This is a genomic window from Brotaphodocola sp., from assembly GCF_050873365.1.
Lineage (GTDB): Bacteria > Bacillota > Clostridia > Lachnospirales > Lachnospiraceae > Brotaphodocola.
This window is the reverse complement of record NZ_JBNMIQ010000005.1, coordinates 21,342-41,377: the sequence shown is the minus strand read 5'-3', so window position 1 is coordinate 41,377 and position 20,036 is coordinate 21,342. Positions and strand designations below refer to the sequence as shown.

Sequence of the window (20,036 nt, the reverse complement as noted above, 5' to 3'; positions counted from 1 at the left end):
CTGTGTTTTCCACACAAAAAAAGAGTGGCAGTTCCTTGTTATAGGAACCACCACTCCGCGTCATAACGAATTTTTAGTTTTTACGACTTCGCTCCTGCTGTTGTTGCTGGGTCTGCTCTTTCTGTTTCCGCTCTGCCTGCTTAATATGCAATCGATCCAGCACCGACCATCTGTCACCAATGCGCCGTGGCTTTTTCGGCACATTATTCACGCAACCATCTATCATGTCGTAATTCTGCTCTGTGCCGGATTCCCGCGCACGTTCATACGTTCCATTCGTCAAGCATTTCTCATGTTCGGTCATATCCTGCTGCTTTTTTTCAGCACGATGAACATATTCCGCAAGAACCGCACGAACATTTTCAAAGCCATTTGGAGCATCCGTTACAAATACGCCTTTTCCATCTACCACGATTGGAGAAACGGCATCTTTGCGCTGCTCGTTACGCATCATAAAGAAGCAAACGCCCTCGACAACTTCACTGTCATACGGAAGCCACGTTCCTGTCTTTCCATCAATTTGATAATTGGGAACCATGTAGACGACAGTATTTCCGGCTGCATCAGCATCCATAAAGCCACCGAACTCTACCAGTTCTTCTTTATCAACGTAGAAAAACTTCCGACCCTTTTCTTCATCCCATACGATTACATCACCGACACCAAACGGGCGTCCAACAAATGTGTTCGGTCGCTTTTCTTCCAGCCTCTTCCGGGCTGTCATCGGTGTATCGCTGGGTGCAGGCTTTCCTTTATATGCACTCTGGTAATTCTGATGATGAATCAGAAAGCCGTCCTCTACCTGCTGTGCATAGGATTTTGCCCAATGCTGATGATGCACCTCTTTGATTTGGAAAACTCTATACTGGTTTATCATTTTACATTTTCTCCTTTTCCGGCTCCTCCGGCCTATGCCATTCCAGTTCCAGCCCCTTGAACTGCTGCTCATTCAACTGCTGCATCTTCGGAATAGTCTGTTGAACCAGCGCAGACATTTCCGCATCTTCTGCCACAAGCGGCTGAACTTCCGTCAACACCTGAATCGTATTTTTGAGTGTCGACTGCTCAAACATCGCCATCAGCATCAGTTCCAGTTCATCAAAACGCACATTGCTCATAATTCCATCCCTTTCTTTTTTGCTTCCTTCGGCTTGTCCTGTTCCTGTGCAGGCTGCTCCTGCTTCTTCACTTTCAGACTATGCAGGGCATCCAGAACAGACTTTTTCGTACTGCTGCGTTCCTGCTCCTTGCTCCGCTGCCGTGCCGCCATCAGCTTTTCCATATCGGAAATAGCCTGCTGCACCAGCTTATCATCCCTGAAATAGTTGATGGAATTGATGTTCTCGCGCTGCACTTTATCGTTCACGACCAACTCATACATCCCAACAAAGCCACCATCTTCCTCGATGCAGAATCCAATGCACTTGTCGGCGTTCATCCGTTCAGACGGAATCTTATCGTAGATTTCCAAGGCTTCCTCCATCGTCAGATGGTCGTGGAACTCTCCCGCAAACGTAAACTCCAAACACTCCGCAACATAAAAACTGAGCGTTTCCTCCGGCGCAGGTCTTTCTGCGGCGAGCTTTTCTTTCAAAACCTCTGCCTGCTGTTCAGCCACCGTGTCGGCTTGTTCCCGCAGTTCTTCCGCGTCCATGACCCGACCCTCTGCTGCATCGCATCCAAACTCTGCAAGCAGTTCCGTCATAGCCTCCTGCACAGATTTATCCCCATCCGTTTCAAGGACACCGCCATCACGTTCTGTGAAGTCCTTATTATATAAGGTATAGTCAAAGCCATCTTCACAGGTCTGAATATGGAAATAGGCATCCAGCAGTTTGTAGGCCAGTTCCACATCCTGCACAGCCAAAGCCCCCTGTAACGGCTGGACAACGTGATTCTGAATATACGGGTTATCCCAGCCCGGAACCGTTTTGTAGTCCTCCACGATGGTGTCAATGCCGTTCCTGCACTGTAATATATCCAGCGAACCCGGCAGAGGATCAGGATTTTTCTCTACGCCCAAGGCTTTCATGTAATGGCTGGGAAGTGCCTGATACTGTGACATTGCATCGTCGAGATTTCCGAATCGCTCAATTATCAAAGGCGCGGTCTGCAAATTTTCGACTACATAGAACTGCTTTACAAAAGGCTGCTCCTGTTCCCGTTTTTTCTGCGCTTCCAGTTCTTCCCTGAACATCGTCACAAAGCCATCCAGCACAGCCGGGTGGCTGTCAACCACCCAATCCGTGCGAAACTCAATCATTCTTGCGTTATGTTCCGGGGTGCTGACCTGTTCTGCCCATTCCTTATTGCTGGCAGAAAAGCGGCCATCATAACTTTTGTGGTGCAGGGTATTCGCCAGAATGTAGCCCACGCGCTCCATACCGTACTGCCGCACGACCTGATTCACTGCATCGTCCCCAAGGTGCATCCCATCATAATTGTCTGCAATCACTTCATGGATTGCCTGCTTGCACTCGCTGTTCATCCGATAGGAAGTGCGGTACAAATCCACTTCACCATGTTCCTGCGCATAGGAGAACGGCTCATAGTAGACGGGAACATCGGAATAGTCTTGTGCGCTGTTATCTGGCACAGGCACAGCCTTTTCAATGATTTCCGATACCACATCATCCTTGTTCGGCATATTCCATTTTTCAGAAAGATACTCTTTTACCGCGTCCAGAAAACCATCGTCGAAGCCATTCCACAAATCCTCTGCTACCAGCTTGCCCTGCTCATTGACTGCAACGCAGGCCGCCATATCGCCGTGTTCCTCATGCTCCAGCAGGAAGAACTTCTCGCCGCCGATTTCCGTTTCATCAATGGCGTACCATGTACCGATATGGCCTTCAACCGTGATATGGTAGGAATCGCCGTGAATCAGTCCATTGTTTTTCTGCTTCTGTTCCCCCATGAACTCCCGCACGGTCAGTTCTGCACCTGTGAAATTCAGTCCATCCTCGCCAAGTTCCAGCCGCTCATCTGCGCCAAGGTCAAGTTCTTCGGCCATCAGAACAGATGCCGCATGGTTCACCACCACAGTTTTCTCTACCGTGACAGGCTGGCCGGGGTCGTAGTCCGAGCCGCGCAGATCATAGCGATATAATCCCTCCGGCACATCTTCATCCCGCAGTCGGCCATTGCTGAAAAGACCCGGCTTATCAAAGATTTCGATTTCCTGCAATTCTTTATTTAAGAGAGTTTCTTTCTGCAAATCCATATTCCTTTCATTGAAAAATTCCGGCAGTTCTGCAAATCCGATGCTGTCTACATAGTAGGCTTTGACCGTACTGCCATTATTGAGTACCACCACGTCGCTGACCGACAGCGAATGTCCCGTAAAGTCTGCCGGACGCTGGATATTGAATCGTTCATAGATTCCGTCCAATGTATCTTTATCTGTGAGCGGCGCGGTATAAACCAAGTTATAATCTGCGCGGGCAACCGTCATGCCTTTCTTCTGCACAAAATCCAGCCCCATGAAGCGGTAGTCGTGTTCCGGGTCACGAGCAGTGATTTGATAAATACCGAACTGCTTTTCGCTGCTGTGCAGCAGGGCATCTTCCTGTTCTGCCATGTTCCGCTCCTGTTCCAAATCTGCTATTGCAATTTGGAAGGTATCACTTCCGCGTTCGATTTCCTCTCGTGCCGTGACAAGAATCGGCCAAGGGCTAATGCGGACGAGATAAATTTGTTTGCCCTCGTCATACAGTCGGAGGGCCTGTTCACGGTTTATTACTGTCAGCTTAAAATCTGGGCGCGCATACTCGTCCTCTGCATAATCTTCCCGTTGTTCCAACAGAATCGCATCCCATGCGTCTGCCTTGATGCCGAAAATTCCATCGTGCCGCTCGATTCCCTCTTGGCTTACATAATCACCTGCTGTTCCATTACGGAACAGCGGATAAATCCTCTCACCCAGCCGATGCCATTCCCGTGCGCCCTCTTTCGTCAGCGGCAGCACATCATCTTTCAGATAGCCATAGTCGTGCATTTCTGCAAGGCCGATCATCCCATCCGGGAGATTTTCAATTTTCTCCTGCGCATCGTACATCAGGCGGTTGGCTTCTTCCTTATCATCCTCGGCCAGTACAGCCGCCAAGCCGTTCACCAGTTCTTCCGTTTCTGCCCGATCATCCAGTTTGAAAGCAAAGTTCACGATGAGATTTCGCTGCTCATCATCGAAAATCGTTTTTTCCTGTTCTTTATCGGCAATCAGCTTTTCCGCATACTGCATCGCAGTCATACGCTCCGCACTCCTTTCTGCCACCGCCGCCTCCAGCTTTTCCAGAAAATCGGCAGCAGTCAATCGAATCGTATCCATCGAATCTTTCAGTTCCTTCAACTCTTTTCCACTGGCCCAGCTTGCCACATACGGGAAAGAATAGTCGGACGTATCAATGCCCAGAGCCGAGCAGACCGTAAAGGCGATGCTTTCGGCTTCAGTTTCTTTCGTGAGTCTGTCTTTTTCTTCACCGCGCAGCTTCATCAAATCGCTGTTATGCAGCATCGCATGAGCGACTTCGTGGATCATCGTCTTGACGGTCTGGCTCTCACCCATGCCTGTCTGGATGCAGATTTCTTTGTCTGCATCACTGTAATACCCCTTGGCTTCCCCTTCGATTTCAGTAAACCGAATCGGCACAGGCGATACCTGCTCGATTGCCGCCGTAAGCTGCGTGTAGTCCTTAACGCTGGCGGTCAATTCATTCACTTCCAGTTCCGGGAGCGGTTCACCATCGGTCTGTGAAACATCAAAAACCGTTGTCACTCGGAAGTGCGGAATTACATACTCCACACGCTCCATTTCAGGCTCACCGTTTTCATTCAACACCGCCAGCCCCGTATCCTTGTCGATTTTCTCGCGTTCCTCTACTTCCCTGATGGGAGCCGGAGCAATGATCTGAATACCCTTTTCGCCTTTTTTGACGTAGCGGTTGAACTTGTTCTTCCATGCCTGAAATCCCGCCACCAGTGTGGCATCAGGCCGCTGCATAGCGATCAGCAGCGTATTGTTGAAACTGTAATTGTGGAATTTTGCCATCGTGCGCAGGTACGTCGTGTACATTTCCGATGTAAAAATGTCCTTTACGCCCTGCTCCAGCCGTTCCGTGATTTCTTTCATCTGCTGTTTGCGGTCAACTGCCATGCAAACCCTCCTTCTTCTTGACCCATCGCGTTTTCATCTGGTGCGGGTATTGGTCGGTCTGTTTCGGTGCTTTTGCACCGTTCCATTCCAATCCTCCGGCTCTGCCCTCACAAATATATCCGGCAGCTTTCAAGGAACTGCCATTTTCTGTGTCCAGAATGTAGGTGATAACTTTGTTGTAGCCCATTGCCCGTGCCGCACGGTACGCCGCCGCATATAGGATGCTGCAGGCGTTTGGCGTTCCGTCCGTACACAGACGGTTAATTTCCAGCGTGTAGCCATCATCCAGCCGCCGTGCCACGGGTCTGCCGCAGATAGCAACGCCCACCAATGCGCCATTATCCGATACTCCGATGGAGAATTTATGTCCTCGTGTCGGCTTGTGGTGGCGATGATACTGCTGCACAAATGCGTTTGCCGTTTTCAAATTGATCGGTGTTAATGTCAGCAAATGCCCTCCTTTTCAAAATGCCCCGTTAGATTCCTTGCAGAGAGCTAACGGGGTTATCCTATTTACAGTTCCATATCGTGATTTTTCCGCTTCTGAGGTTTCTGCGGTTCTGCGGTGCGCTCTGCCTGCTTTGCATGAAGCTGTGCCAGTACAGAGGGTTTCCGCACACTGTCTGCGCTGCGTTCTGCAACGCGGCCTGCATAGTTCACAGGCTGGCGTGGTCTATCTGCCACTTCCGTTTCGGCTGCATCCTCGTCCACGCCCAGCGCATCTTCGCTGCCCTTTTCGTCCATATTGAGCAGGGTGTTCAGTTCTGCTAGACGTGCAGATTTTTCTGCCAGTTCATCTTCCTGCACAAAGGGTCGTTTTGCTTCTTTCTTTGCCTGTTCCAACTGCTGTTCTAAGGTTTCCAGTCTGCGCTCCACCTGCGGCAATGCTCTTTCGATGCCTGCCAGCGCATTGGTAACACGCAGGATGTTACCCTGCGCATCTTTGCCGACTTCCATTGAGTAGTTCCATGCGCCCTTGATGGACAGGCGGTACACTTTATCGAAGTTGTCAAACCGGGAGTGCAGTTCAAACGCGCCGTATCTGCCGATCCTTCCTTCGGTGCCAGCCGCTTTCAGAGCCTTGCAAGCCTCGATGATGGCCGCACCTGCTTCCTTGCGTTCGGTGTACACCTTGCCGCTGATTTCCATAGTGAAGTGTTCTTTATCCTGCGCCAAAAGTGGTTTTGCCGCTTCCATGTCAGTTTTCAGAGCTTCAATCTGACTCTGTGCCGCTGTGATTTCTCGCGGATAACGGCGTGCAATATCCGATTCAAGGCTGTAAATCTGGCTGGTGTGGTTGGCTTTCAGCAGTTTCAGTTTGCTGACCTGAATATCCAAGTCCATCTTTTCCTTGATGTAGGGATTGCCCGTTGCCAATGCCTTGATTTCGGCATACGACAGCGCGGTATCGTCCACATCATCACAGGCGCGGACAGGAGATTTAGAGGTCATAATCTGGCTGATGAATTTCTGCTTATTTTCCAGAATTTGCCACATATACGAATCAAATGTATTTTCAGTGACATAACGGAAAATTTTCACCTTTTTGTTTCGGTTTCCCTGACGGAGAATACGGCCCTCCTGCTGCTCCAAGTCAGAGGGCTTCCACGGGCAGTCCAGATGATGCAGCGCAATCAGCCGATCCTGAATATTGGTTCCTGCGCCAAGTTTCGGCGTAGACCCCATCAGGATACGCACCTGTCCGGCGCGTACCTTTGCAAACAAGTCTGCCTTTTTCGTTTCGGTGTTGTACTCGTGGATGAACGCCACTTCTTCACGGGGAACGCCTTTTGCCACCAGCTTTTCCCGAACATCATCGTACACGTTAAATGTGCCATCTGCTTTTGGGGTAGACAGGTCGCAGAAAATCAACTGTGTTCCCTTATCCGGCGCAGATTCTTCCCAGACCTTAAACGCATTGTCCACACAGCGATTGACCTTGCTTTCCGGCTCGTCCGGCAGCATATCATTGATAAGCCGCTGGTCGAGTGCCAATTTTCGGCCATCGTTGGTAATTTTGAGCATATTATCGAATCTGGGATTCACATTTCCTTTGCGCACGGCCTCGGCGCGGTCTGCAAAGGAACTCACCATTTCTTCCTGTGTTTCGCTTGGTTTCAGCACTTCATTGATGTACTCTGCTTCCGGCACAGGCAGGTTCAGCATATCTGCTGTCTGCACATCTGCCGATTCCTTGAATAGAGAAATCAGTTCCGGCAGATTAAAGAACCGGGCAAAACGTGTTTTCGCACGGTAGCCCGTACCCTCCGGCGAAAGTTCGATTGCTGTAACGGTTTCGCCAAAGGATGCTGCCCAATCGTCGAAGTGGCTCAGCCCCATCTTCTGCAAGGTATCATACTGGAGATACCGCATAATGGTGTACAATTCCACCATCGAATTGCTGACCGGGGTTCCCGTTGCAAATGTCACGCCCTTACCGCCTGTCAGTTCGTCCAAATACTGGCACTTTGCAAACATATCGCTGGACTTCTGCGCATCGGTCTGGGCAATACCTGCGATGTTGCGCATTTTTGTGTAGAGGAACATATTTTTATAGAAATGTGACTCGTCCACAAACAGACGGTCAACACCCAGTTCCTCAAATGTTACCACATCATCCTTTCTCGCCTGGTCATTCAGCTTTTGCAGCTTTGCTTCCAGCGTTTTCTTCGTTTTTTCCATCTGTTTGACCGTAAAACTGCGGCTGTCCTCACTCCGGGCATCTGCCAAGGCCAGCGTAATGTCATCAATCTGACGCTCGATAATGGCTTTCTGCCGTTCAGGGGAAAGCGGCACTCGCTCAAACTGGGAGTGTCCGATCACGATGGCATCGTAATCACCTGTTGCAATACGGGAGCAGAACTGCTTACGGTTGCTGGGTTCAAAATCTTTTTTCGTTGCCACCAGCACATTGGCATTGGGATAGAGCCGCAGGAAGTCTGCGCCCCACTGCTCTGTGAGGTGGTTCGGAACCACATAGAGGTTCTTCTGCGACAAGCCCAGTCTGCGGCTTTCCATACCGGCAGCGATCATCTGGAAAGTTTTGCCTGCGCCCACACAATGCGCCAGCAGTGTATTGTTGCCGTATAGGATGTGCGCCACCGCATTTTTCTGGTGCGGCATCAGGGAAATTTCCGGGGTCATACCCTCAAAGCGGATATGACTGCCATCGTACTCACGCGGACGAATCGCATTGAAAATTCGGTTATAGGTCGCACACAAATCCTCGCGTCGGTCTAAATCCTTGAAAATCCACTGCTTGAACGCTTCCCGAATGGATTCCTGTGCCTGCTGCGCAAGCATGGTTTCCTGCTTGTTCAGCACACGGTGGTCGCCATCCGCATCGTGAATCGTATCGTAGATTTTGGTATCCCGGAGGTTCAGCGCATCTTCCAGCAGCTTATAGGCATTGACCCGCATCGTTCCGTAAGTGTTGGTGACAAGGGGATTTCCGCGATCCAGCGACTTGCCGGAAATGTTCCATGCACCGGAAATTTCAGAATAAGTTGCCTTAATGTCGATGCCCGCGTAGTAATTCGGTGTCTTGAACACTTCCTTCATAAACTGCGTGATGTACTCCGGCTTTACCCAGTTTGCACCCAGCCGCACCTCGATTTCCGAAGCGTCCAAATCCTTGGGCTGCACCCGTTTGAGGTAGTCCACATTGATCTGATACTCTGCATGGTTTGCCGCAAAGGTTTCTGCCGTTGCCAGCTTTTCACGGACGTTGCCGGAAAGGTATTCATCCGAAGTTTCCCACTGCTGTGTCACAGGGTTTCGGAAAATTGCGCCTGCCAGTTCATCCGTGACTTCCTGCTCTAACTTTCCGCAAAGCTGCGCCATGAACGGCACATCTACCTTTGCTCTCTCTCCGATGGAGAGTGCCAAGGCTTCACTGGGCGTGTCCACCGAGGTGACGGGTTCTGGCTTACGGATGGTGCGCTTTGTAAAAATGTCAGCCAGCCGTTTGAGGTTCTTTTCTTCGTCCAGAATTTCCAGCGATGCCAGCAGACAATAGCTGCTGTCCTGCCGGAACGCCCGCTTGTTGGCGGTGCTGTTGATAAGACCGTACTGCGCTGTGAACGCTTTGTACTGTTTCAGCAGGTCATTCTGCAAAAGCTGCACTTCTGCATCCGAACCATCATGCAGCTGACAATCCAGCAGCTTCCGTGTGGTTTCGCGCAGGGCAATCATTCCCAGCACACGCTCTGCGGTCACAGCAGGCAGTTCCACCTTGTTCATAAAGGAATTTTCGCGATAATAAATCTGCCCATCCACATTCGTGAAGCTGAAATTTTTTACGCTGGGGTCTGCCGGAATCGGTTCTTCCTGCACGTCTAGTTCATCATCGGAGATTTCCGGCTCCGTGATGGTGGCATGGATGCTGCGGACCGCTTCTTTCAACTGCTGGGCAAGGTCTGCGCCCTCGATGGCCTTAACCGTGGTTTCCTGCTTGCCGTACTGGGTACTTTCCGTAGTGATCTCGCCCAGCACCATTTCGGGATGCTGCGCAAAATACTGGTTGATGGAATAGCCCTCCGGTGTTTCGCCAAGGTCTACCCAGTCTGCCCTCTCGACCGCTGCACGGTCACGCTTTTGCAGGAACAAAATATCCGCGACCACGCTCGTGTTGGCATTGCGCTGAAACGCATTGTTCGGTAGACGAATCGCACCGACCAAATCGGCACGGTTGGCAAGATATTCACGGACAGAGGAATCTTTCTTGTCCAGTGTTCCACTGGACGTTACCACCGCCACCACGCCGCCCGGACGCACAAGGTCAAGACTTTTTGCAATAAAGTAATCGTGAATCAGGAAATTGTGGCGGTCATACCGCTTGTCCGGCACCTTATAATTGCCGAACGGTACGTTGCCCACAACGCAGTCGAAAAAGCTGTCCGGGAACTGCATCGTTTCAAAGCCCTGCACGGCAATCTTGTTTTTCTGGTACAACTGCTGTGCAATACGGCCCGAAATGCTGTCCAGTTCCACGCCATACATCCGAATTTTCTCCATACTGTCCGGCACAAGTCCCATAAAGTTGCCGACACCGCAGGACGGTTCCAGTACGTTGCCTTTGGACAATCCCATCTTGTCCAGTGCTTCATACATCGCCTTGATGACCGTAGGCGAAGTGTAGAACGCATTTAGCGTACTGGCACGGGCTTCTTTGTACTCGTCTGCTGTAAGCAGGGATTGCAGTTCGGCGTATTCTTTCGACCAATCTGCATTTTTATCATCGAACACCTGCGGAATACCGCCCCAGCCCACATACCGGGAAAGAATCTCCTGTTCTTCTGCGGTTGCCTGCCGCTGCTCTGCATCCAGCGTTTTCAGTATCCGAATGGCTTCCACATTCGCTTTATACTTTGTTTTCGGCCCTCCTGCGCCGAGGTCATTGTCCGTGATGTGGAAGTTAATAGGCTCCTGTTTGGGCTGCGCAGGTGGTTCTGCCGCACCACTATCCAGCGGAAGATTGTGCTGCCGCCGTGCGTGATTGACCTCTGCCGGAGTCATAGGCTGCTGCGTCAGCGGTTCAAGGGCTTCCTCTGCCGCTGCACGGCTGATGGCATCCGTTCGATTCTGCACATCTGCGATCAGCTGCATCTGTTCCGGCGGAAAGTCAGGATTGAGCAAATCTTCCAACTCACCGCCCGATTCTGCCACCGAATAGATCACATCCATCTGCTCCGGGGAGAAATCCTCGTAGGCCACACCTGCATTGTGCAGAGCAGTAAAGACTGTGATTTCAACCGCTTCTTCCATCGGTACGTCGGCCTGTTCATATAGATGCCGAATGTACTCCAGCGGTTCCGTTCGGAAAATCGGATACTGGGCTTCTTTCGCAAGGGTCATGTCCTGCAAGCTGACCGTTCCCTGCTCAAAGTTGACCGAATCCACGCGGAACTCTCTATCGTCCAGTTCAACGATTGTATTGACTGGCAGATATTCCTCTCTGCGGAAATACTTTGTCTGCGCATGGGTTCCATCTTCCTGCTGGCCGGACAGATAGACGCTCTCCCCCTGCTTCCAGAGTTGCATTGCCTGTGAAACCCACTGTTCACGCGGGAAACCAGCCACTTCAACTTTGCCGAGTGCGGTTTCCTTTTCCATCAGCTTACTGCCAAGAAGTTCGGAAACGCGCTTTGCATCTTCGCCGTAAAACTCAAAGTTTCCGTACTGCTCATAGCCGACCAGTGCATCCGGGTAACGCTCTTTCAGTGCGTTATACTCGTTGGCAGCATCCAGCGGCATGGGCTGTAAGGTCGGCTCAAAGGTCTTTTCTACCGCTGCATACGGAACCATAACGCCACGCACCCACTGCGGTGCGTCCATGCTATCCTGATACAGTGCAACGGCATCCCGTCTGTCCGTGATAACATCCTGATAGGTGCGCTGGAAAATATCTTCCTGAATCCACTCTCCGAAGTGCGCCCATGTGTCGATGGCTTCGGAGTAAACGGCATTTTCCACCTCGCCGGAAGCAAACAAATCCTCGATTTTCTCGCGGATCAGATTCTCCGCTTCTTCCTCGGCGGTATCGCGGTCACGCAGCAGTGGATAGATTTCGCTGCGCTCTACCTTTTCCAGCAGCGTGTACAGACATTCTTTATAGATGCTGCGGCTGTCTTTCTGCGCGTGGTCGGCATCCAGTTTCAGAAAATCGTTCAGCGGATTCTTCGCCAGCGTTTCATCATAAGATTGCACGGAAATAACCCTGCCTGCCACAGCAGGATTTTCCATATCTTTCAGATAAACGTCATAGGCATTGGAACGCTCAATACGGTACAGATGATTCTTTTCCAGATACAGAAAGCTACCATTTTCTCTGCTGTACATTTGCTTGGGCTGATTTTCAAATGATTCTACTGCTTTTGCATCTTCCCTCGTTTGACTAATGACAGCTTTTGCATCATTCAGACTATTAAACGGCCCTGTTTCTGCCGTACCCGTACCCTTTTCTTCGTCATAGTTGTAATGGTTATAAAACTTGCCATCTGGATATTGCAGAATCGCAATATCCTCGATATATCCCTCCTGCATCATTATCGTTGACTGATACCGCGCAACGACTTTTGCCTTTTGGGGTTCCTCAACCGCTGTGGCGGTTGACTGCTCTTTCGATTGCGGCTTCTGCTCCATGAAGTCAAACATGGACATCTGCCTGTGTTCAGGAGCCGCAATCTCAACAGCCTGCTTCTTTTCCGGGAAAATCGTGTATGTTCCCTCGACATACTGGTGCAGGATAGAGAGTGCTTCTGCTTTGCTCTCATATTCTTCGGAATCCATCGGCACGGACAGCAGCGCATTGTCCATTTGCTCCAGCAGTTCAGCCGCCTGTTCGGGGTCTGCCAGCTTTTCAACCAGAGCTTTTCGGCCTTCTTCGTGATAGAGGTCTTGCGGATAAGGCCGTTCTATCTCGTTCGGCAGATGATGATAAAAACTCATCACCCGCATTGCCATCCGTTCCCGTTCATAGACAGGCATTCGGGAGTAGTCCGCAGGTTTCAGATATTCGCTGTCTCGGATAAGCTGGTCTATCCGTCCTGCCGCCTGATTCCAGTTCAAATGCACCTTAGCATACGGGTTTCCGTATGTGCCACGTTCCAGCGAAATGCCCCTGCCATCGTGATCTTCGTGAGAATCATCTGCTCTGCAAAGTGCATGGCTGCTGCCACCGATTCCGTAGTGGTCTTTCAGGAAGTCAGCCTGTTCTTTCTTGTCCTCGTGGTTCAGGAAGAATGAATAGATTGCCAGCCGACCATCCGAATAATTACTGCCCTGTGCGAAATACGCATTGATTTCATCTTCCGTGATGAACCTTTTATACTCATTCCAGTGAAAGCCATCCCGCGCCGAGTAATTCTGATAAGGCTTTGCAAACTGCTGGAACAGAGCCGCCACTTTATCCGGCTTATAAAAGTGCATCCGCATCAGGTCTTTATCTTCGGCGTAGGCTTCTCCCAGTGCAGACAATCTATCATTGAGGTCAGCCAGAAAGCTCGTATCATCCAGCAAGCCCGCCAGTCTGTCCGTCACTGCCGGGAAACCGCCCTTGAAAATTTCCGTATTTTCAAATACTGCTTCTGCAACGCCATCGGCTAAATCGCGTTCCATATAAGCCAATGTTTGCGCGTGTTCCTGCAAAGCATTTTGCCGTGCAGCATCCAGAACCGCCTGCGGTGCATACTCACCCTGCCGGAGCAGTTCGTGGATGCAATTGCTCACATCCTCCCATGACAAAAACGCATTGGCAATCGTGCCGCCCTTGGCCGTGTCGCCTGCCGCAATGCGCAGACCCAGATCATCGAACCAGACTGCATACTTGGCATCATCAATTTCAAAGCCTTTGCCGCCCGTACCGTATTCGTTTTTCACGAACTCCGTGTATTCTTCCGGGGTTTTCTCGACCATGAAATTATAAATCAGACGCAACTGGCCCTTGCTGCGGTTGCTGCCCGTGCGCAAGATTTCATCTACCACTTCGGAATCAAGCGCAATCTCGTCTGCATACCGCGCCTGAATTGGTGCTTCAATGGCGCGGATCTGCTGTTCCACAGTGGGCAGATTGGGAAAAGAAAAAGCAGAGGCAATTTCTTCCTCTGCTTCGCTCAAATCCTGTTCAGTTGTCGATTCGGTTAATTGTACACCAATTCCTTCAGCACGATCTCCTCGGCCATCTCCGTCAGGCTGTTCTGGTGCGCTGCCCATGCCAGCGGGTCTTTTTCCTTGCTCGGAGCCGGATACTTCTCGTTCAGGCTGTCCAGCAGGACTTCCATCCGGCTCTCCGCTGCTTCCTCGATCTGCGCCAAGTGCTGATTCAGTTTGCCGCTCATCAGCATACTCTGATACCAGTTCTTGCAGTTCTCTTTCAGGTACGTTCTGCGCAGCATCCCGTACTTCCCGATGGTCTGCGGCTCGTCCTTCACGGCCAGATTCGGGAACAGGTAATCTCCCTTGCGATGATACGTCAACTCCATTTTCTTGTCCTCCTTTGGTCGTGGTTTCTTTTGTTTCGTGCTTTAATGTGCTAAAGTCCGTATTGGTATTATACAAGCTGTGAACAGATTTTTCAAGCTGCTGCGTGATTTCTTTCTGATAAATTTTCCGCATCTCGCGGCCAATATCAAAAAGAACGGCTTCGCACTGTTCGGAAACCGCATTACCAAGGAACGACAGCACAGGCAGCTTATTGAAATCCACGATGCGGATAAAGTCATCATCATCCAGCACATCCATAGGCTCCTGCCCACAGCGACGGGAAAGCGTATAGAAGATACTGTTTACCATCAGTTCCCGGAAACGGACACGGATGTTATCTTCGTCCAGTTCTTCCAGAAATGTGTCTGCCACCTCATAGGCCAGACCATCCATCGCTTCGTCCAGATTGTCGGCGGTCAACTGCTGTGCCAGTTCCATCAGGGCGGCGTTCATGCTGTCCGTCTGCGACAGGCCGTAGGTATCTGCCAGATGGTCTAAAATCTCCTGCTCATGTTCGTGGCTATTCAGATTCCATAGCAGCGGCGTTCTGCCGCCATCGACAAGGTGGGTGTCCGAAATGTCGAACACATACCGCAGTCCGATTCTCGGCCCGGTGTCGTCGATCAGGGCGATGCCCTTTGCACCACGATTGACCCAGCGATTCATTTTTCCGTTCCACAGTTTCATTTCTGCACAGGCAGTTGCATCGGGCCGCTGTGCATGGATCAGCAGCGTATCACTGAACGAGTAGCGGTATAGCCGTGCCGCTACATCCAGATAGCCCATCCAATCCCGTGGGGAATTGCTGACGTACTGCGCATTTTTCTGCGCAAGTTCACGAATATCATTGACTTTTGACAAGGTGTTCCCCCTTTACGTTTTCTTTTTCATCGGCGTTTTCGGAAATTCCAGACTGTACTGTGCGCGGCCATCCTCGACGCGCATCACAAGGTCGGCGGCGAATGTCTTATCTTTTTTCGCAGAATAAAAGTCTTTCACATGGGTGCGGCCTTTCTTCAAAAGGTCGGCTGCCATCTTCTTGTCCATCGTCTTTCTCATATTGGACAAGTATCTGCTTTCTTTCCAGAGAGCAAATTTGCAGCTGCGGTCTGCACAACAAAAGCTGAGTTTACTCTCATGCACAGGGTTTCCGCAGACCGGGCAGCTTCCCACGCCTACCTTATTATAATAGGGAGCCGCCGCAACAGTAGGAATCTGCCGCAAATCGGCCAGCATCTTGTCGAGCAATCCGTGGATGCCCTGCATAAAATCATGGGGTTTGATCTCGCCGCGCTCCATCCGCAGCAGGTCATTTTCCCACTCGGCTGTCATGCTGGCAGATTTCAGGTAGTCCGGGATATTGTGGATCGCGGCCACACCGTCCTCCGTTGGAATCATCTGCTTTCCTTTGCGCTGCACATAGCCGGAGGATACCAGCTTTTCCAGAATTGCGGCGCGCGTTGCAGGAGTTCCCAGCCCTTTCTTTTCCGTGTCCTTTTCAAATTCTTTGTTGCCTGCGGTTTCCGTTGCGGATAGCAAGGTATCTTCGGTGTAGACTTTCGGCGGCGAAGTAAAGCCCTGCTTTTTCTCTGCCCGTACCACAGGAAGAACCATTCCCTGCTCCATCTTTTTCGGGAGAGGTACATCTTTATCCTTTTCCAGCTCTACAAACGGAACAGGCTTTGCCATGTATCCGGGCTGCAGGATGTTCTTATATTTTGCCATAAAGTTCTTGCCCTGGCAGCATACCGTCACAAGAACGTCCTCATAGATGAACGGCGGCTGTACAGCCTGCAGCAGCTTCCATGCGACAAGGGAAAGAATCTTCTGCTTGATTTCGGACAGCTTTTCTTTATCACACTTTGCACCCTGCATGGTCGGCAAAATTGCATGGTGGTCTATGACTTTGCTGTTGTTGATAACGCAGCTTACGTCTGCCGCCGTGCCATCCAAGGCCAGCACCAGAGATTCCACTGTCTTGCGCATATCCTCGGTCACAAACTGGCTGTCTGTTCTGGGATATGTCACCAGCTTTTCTTCGTACAATTCCTGTACAGCCTGCAAAGTCTGGCTGGCGGTCAGACCGTAGTAGCGGTTTGCTTCTCGCTGCAAGGTCGTCAGGTCATACAGCTTCGGTGGCTTCTTTTCTACCTTCTTGCGCTCAATGCCGCCGACCACCGCGCACTGGCCATCACAAGCGACCCGCATGGTATCGGCATCCTGCTCCTGCGTCATCTGTTCCGATACCGCCACGACACCCGCGCCGGACAGTTCCACTTTGTAATAGGGTTCTTTTACGAAGTTCTGGATTTCGGCCTGCCGTTCGGTCAGCATTGCCAGTGTCGGGGTCTGCACCCGGCCAATGGTCTGCTTTCTGCCGTATTTTTTCGTAAATGCGCGGGTTCCGTTCATGCCAATCAGCCAGTCCGCTTTTGCTCTGCACTCAGACGCTGCAAACAGATTATCATACGCCGCGCCATCTTTCAGATTTTCAAAGCCCTGCTGGATGGCTGTATCTTCCATGCTGCTGATCCACAGCCGCTTGATGGGGAGTTTGCTTCCGGCAAGGGCATACACACGGCGGAAAATCGCTTCACCCTCACGCCCTGCGTCGCAGGCGTTCACCACATAATCAAATTTCTTGCTGCGGAGCAGTTTGCGCAGAACATTGAACTGCGGCTTCTTGGTGTTATGTACCAGCAGTTTCCACTCAGTAGGGAGAATCGGCAAATCTTCAAAACGCCAGTTCTCATAGCGTTCATCGTAGTGTTCCGGGGCTGCATACTCTGCCAGATGCCCCAGACACCAGCTTACCACGCAATCCCCACCCTCCAGGTACCCGTCCTCCTGCCGATACGCACCGATCACTTTTGCAATGGATTTTGATACACTCGGCTTTTCTGCAATCACCAGATATTTCAACTTTTTCTCCTTTTTAAAAAAGCAGGGATAGCCTTTCGACTACCCCTGCATCCTTATGTTACGGTTTCTTATGTATCATTTTCGTTGTCGGACTGATTATCCTCGTTCACAGTCGCAAGGCTCTGGTCGGTTTCCAAATTTTCACTCCGCGGCGTTTCTTCTTTCGGCTTCGGCTTATAAATGTAGAAGTAGAAGAAAGCACCTGCACCGCCCAGCGCAGCCACGAATACCAGCAGCAGAATCTTATTCTTGCCGCCGCCCGATTCCTCTTTTGCTTCTTCGACTTCCACATCCGGGGTAGGTTCTGGTTTGGTTTCGGGCAGCACTACCGCAGGTGTTTCTTCTTCCTGCTTGCCGTTCCGTTCTTCATCGTCCAGAAACTCCTGCAAATCGTACTCGTCGATCATGGAGAGCATATAGACGTTCTCACTGTTCCGCGCCCGGTCAATCACCAGAAAGAACGTATTGCCGCCCTTGGTCTTGACAGTGAAGAACTCTTTACTGGAATCATCTGTGATGTTATCCTCCACCTCGCCATTGCCCACGATGGTAAACGGAATCTTTTCTTCCTCTGTCGGCTCGGTTTCCTCAACCACCTGTACAGGTTCCTCCGTAACTTCAGTGGCATCCACATAGGCGAAGGCCGGAGTGGAAAAGCCCACCGCCATCAGCAGGGTCAGAATTGTGCTGGGAATAACAACTCCCAGCCGTTTAAGCATCTTTTTCAAGAACTTCCTCCGTTTCTGCTTCTTCCGAAGCGTTGTTTACAGCAGTTATGAATTTCACGTTGCCTGCCTGAATGTTGTCCAGCAGAGCCAGCAGTTCGCGCCCGCCCATCTTGGTGCTGCGGATGGCACGAATGATCTCGCTGTCCTCTTCCTTTTTCTGTGCTGCCCGGATGGTTTTCAGCCGTTCCTCCAGTTCCGCGATCTGCTGTTCGGTCTTTTCAGCTTCATCCAGATATTTCTGTAATTTTTTGCCCATCGGCCCTCCTTCAGTTAATGCGGCCAAAGCCTAAGAAGTGGCTCTGCCAGTAGGTCGAATTGATACTGGTATAGGAAATGGGGTCGCCACAGTGGATCATCATGCCATCGCCAACATAGATACCAACGTGCGACGCACCAACGGTGTTATAGGTTTTCTCGAAGAAGATCAGGTCACCGGGCTGCGCATCCGCAGGCGAAACATAGCTGCATTTTCCGCGCAGGCCGTTGGCCGTTGTGCGCCCAACGCTCCATCCATTGCCGCAGTTATTGATGACCCAGCATACGAAGCCGGAGCAGTCAAAACTGGTGCTTGGGGAACTGCCGCCCCACACATACGGCATACCAAGGTACTTTTCGGCTTCCTTTATCATCCTCGCAAACTTTTCATCCGAAAGGGCTTCCGATGGAATATCGTACTTGAAACCACCGCCGGAGCCACCAGCACCGCCGCCCGTGCCGATACTGCCCGTTGTGCCGCCGCTGTAAGTCGGAGAACCTGCGCCGAACAGTTCGGGGCGGTTGCCGTAGGTCAGGTTATAGGCATCGTATCGTCCCGTCTGCTTCTGGTTCATGTTCTGCCGTGCGATGGTGTCAAAGCCTTTATTTTTCAGCAGGACATTGAGAATTTTGTACTCATATTCTTCCGTTGTCTGCGTCAGTTCTCCCGTAAACGGGTCAACGGAAGTCACAGTTCGTGTACGAATCTCAATGGTTTCCCACACTTTCAGGAGATACTGCTGCTTGAACAGTTCTTTGATAACAGGCTTGACCTGTCCTCTGGTGAACTCCTCATAAACCGCAGTCAGATGGGAAATAAGCTGATACGGGTCATGCCCTATTTCGTCAAGCTGATAGCGGTATTCATCATAGCCCGGATGGGTGGATTCCATCTGTCTGATCTGCTTATCCAGTTCTTTTTCCAGTTCCAGATAATCTTCTTCCGCGCCTTTCATGTCGGCATCCTTGCTGGGGTAGGTCGTTCCCACAAAGGTACTGCCTGTCCCCTGAATTGCTGCACCGCAGCTTGAAAAGGCTCCCAGCATTACCATCACAAGCAGGATACCCACACCAATACCGACCCACAGGGTTTTGTTCTGCACAACGATCTCCTGCACCGCTGCTTTCGCTTTCTCCGTAATGGTGTTGGTAGCCGCTGCCGCCTGCTTGCTGGCAGCAGTTCCGGCTTTCTGGCCGCGCTTGGCAGCTGCATAAGCATCCTTATACTGCTTTTTCTGGTAAAACTTCGCACCGACTGTTTTTGCTTCACCCCCTGCGGCAGTCGGTGGTGGCTGGGGCTGCTTCTTTTTCACCGGCAGTTCTGCCGCATTTTCTGCCGTGCCGCCCTCATTTTCGGAGAATTTCAGGCGGCTGGATTTCTGTTCATCGCTGACTTTCTTCTCCGCTCTGGCAGATTTTTCTTTGGGCTTTTTTCTGCCTTTGACAAAATGGTGCAGGCGTTCGGCGGCTTCTTCCGACTTATGGGCAGCTTCCACGCCGGAATTGTCTTTTTCTACCTGATGTACTTTCTGATGGGCAAACCCGGTGGCGGTGTCCACTCCTTTCTTGGCCACCTTCTTAACGCCCATCCCCATGCCACGGACAATACCGCCTTTTTCATCCTCAAAAGAAAGTCGGCCTTTCTTTGTGGGCGACGGCTCTGCATCAGGTTCCGCAGGCGCATTCTTTGGCTTACCCTCCTCCTGATGGGCTTTATAATAGTCTGCGCTCTGCTTGGCGGTGCTGTGATACCGGGGTGCATCCTCCTCCCCGTCCTCGGCATCCATGCACAGTTCTTCTTCCACGATAGGTTCTTCGTCTGTTTCCTTTTCCGCAGTTTCTTTTGCCGAATCTTCCTGCTCTGGCTTTTCTTCTGCGGTTGCGGACTTCTGTTCCCCGGTGCGGAGGTTTTCATCCGCCAGACCATCTTTGGTCATTTTCTGGACAATTTTATCTCTGCCCCGAAACTTTTTGTCTGCTATGGAAATCACCTCCTT

Annotated in this window: 9 protein-coding genes; all 9 read right to left on the bottom strand. The window is 51.1% G+C overall.

Going from position 1 to position 20,036, the window contains the following annotated elements; translation table 11 throughout:
- Positions 1-73: 73 nt before the first annotated feature.
- The 9 genes from ACR0QT_RS03880 to ACR0QT_RS03840 all read right to left on the bottom strand — a co-directional run bounded on the left by ACR0QT_RS03880 (position 74) and on the right by ACR0QT_RS03840 (position 20,030).
- Positions 74-877 carry a YodL domain-containing protein gene (locus ACR0QT_RS03880; protein WP_432629577.1) on the bottom strand — a complete coding sequence of 268 codons (804 nt, stop codon included), beginning with the start codon at positions 875-877 and terminating at the stop codon, positions 74-76.
- A 1-nt stretch (position 878) separates the two neighbouring features.
- Positions 879-1,118, bottom strand: coding sequence for a transposon-transfer assisting family protein (locus ACR0QT_RS03875; protein ID WP_432629576.1), 240 nt, complete (start codon positions 1,116-1,118; stop codon positions 879-881).
- The gene (locus tag ACR0QT_RS03870) at positions 1,115-5,152 is read right to left on the bottom strand and encodes a DUF3849 domain-containing protein (RefSeq protein ID WP_432629575.1); all 4,038 of its coding nucleotides are present in this window, start codon (positions 5,150-5,152) and stop codon (positions 1,115-1,117) included. Before ACR0QT_RS03870 ends, ACR0QT_RS03875 begins: the two co-directional genes overlap by 4 nt.
- Positions 5,142-5,603 (bottom strand): XF1762 family protein, encoded by a 462-nt coding sequence (locus ACR0QT_RS03865; RefSeq protein WP_432629574.1) that lies wholly within the window; start codon positions 5,601-5,603, stop codon positions 5,142-5,144. The genes ACR0QT_RS03870 and ACR0QT_RS03865 overlap by 11 nt, the downstream gene beginning before the upstream one ends.
- Before the next feature lie 62 nt (positions 5,604-5,665).
- Positions 5,666-14,995: a DEAD/DEAH box helicase family protein gene (locus ACR0QT_RS03860; protein ID WP_432629573.1), complete on the bottom strand. Its 9,330-nt coding sequence runs from the start codon at positions 14,993-14,995 to the stop codon at positions 5,666-5,668.
- Positions 14,996-15,007: 12 nt separating this feature from the next.
- Positions 15,008-17,056 carry a DNA topoisomerase gene (locus ACR0QT_RS03855; RefSeq protein ID WP_432629572.1) on the bottom strand — a complete coding sequence of 683 codons (2,049 nt, stop codon included), beginning with the start codon at positions 17,054-17,056 and terminating at the stop codon, positions 15,008-15,010.
- A 68-nt stretch (positions 17,057-17,124) separates the two neighbouring features.
- The gene (locus ACR0QT_RS03850) at positions 17,125-17,775 is read right to left on the bottom strand and encodes a DUF4366 domain-containing protein (RefSeq protein ID WP_432629571.1); all 651 of its coding nucleotides are present in this window, start codon (positions 17,773-17,775) and stop codon (positions 17,125-17,127) included.
- A complete protein-coding gene (locus ACR0QT_RS03845) occupies positions 17,768-18,040 on the bottom strand; it encodes a DUF4315 family protein (RefSeq protein ID WP_432629570.1) in 273 nt (90 codons plus the stop codon). The genes ACR0QT_RS03850 and ACR0QT_RS03845 overlap by 8 nt, the downstream gene beginning before the upstream one ends.
- Positions 18,041-18,050: 10 nt before the next feature.
- A complete protein-coding gene (locus ACR0QT_RS03840) occupies positions 18,051-20,030 on the bottom strand; it encodes a CD1108 family mobile element protein (RefSeq protein ID WP_432629569.1) in 1,980 nt (659 codons plus the stop codon).
- Positions 20,031-20,036: the final 6 nt, after the last annotated feature.

Coding starts and splice junctions, on each gene's coding strand:
- ACR0QT_RS03880 (WP_432629577.1), bottom strand. CDS start 877: ATGATAAACCAGTATAGAGTTTTCCAAATCAAAGAGGTGCATCATCAG.
- ACR0QT_RS03875 (WP_432629576.1), bottom strand. CDS start 1,118: ATGAGCAATGTGCGTTTTGATGAACTGGAACTGATGCTGATGGCGATG.
- ACR0QT_RS03870 (WP_432629575.1), bottom strand. CDS start 5,152: ATGGCAGTTGACCGCAAACAGCAGATGAAAGAAATCACGGAACGGCTG.
- ACR0QT_RS03850 (WP_432629571.1), bottom strand. CDS start 17,775: ATGCTTAAACGGCTGGGAGTTGTTATTCCCAGCACAATTCTGACCCTG.
- ACR0QT_RS03845 (WP_432629570.1), bottom strand. CDS start 18,040: ATGGGCAAAAAATTACAGAAATATCTGGATGAAGCTGAAAAGACCGAA.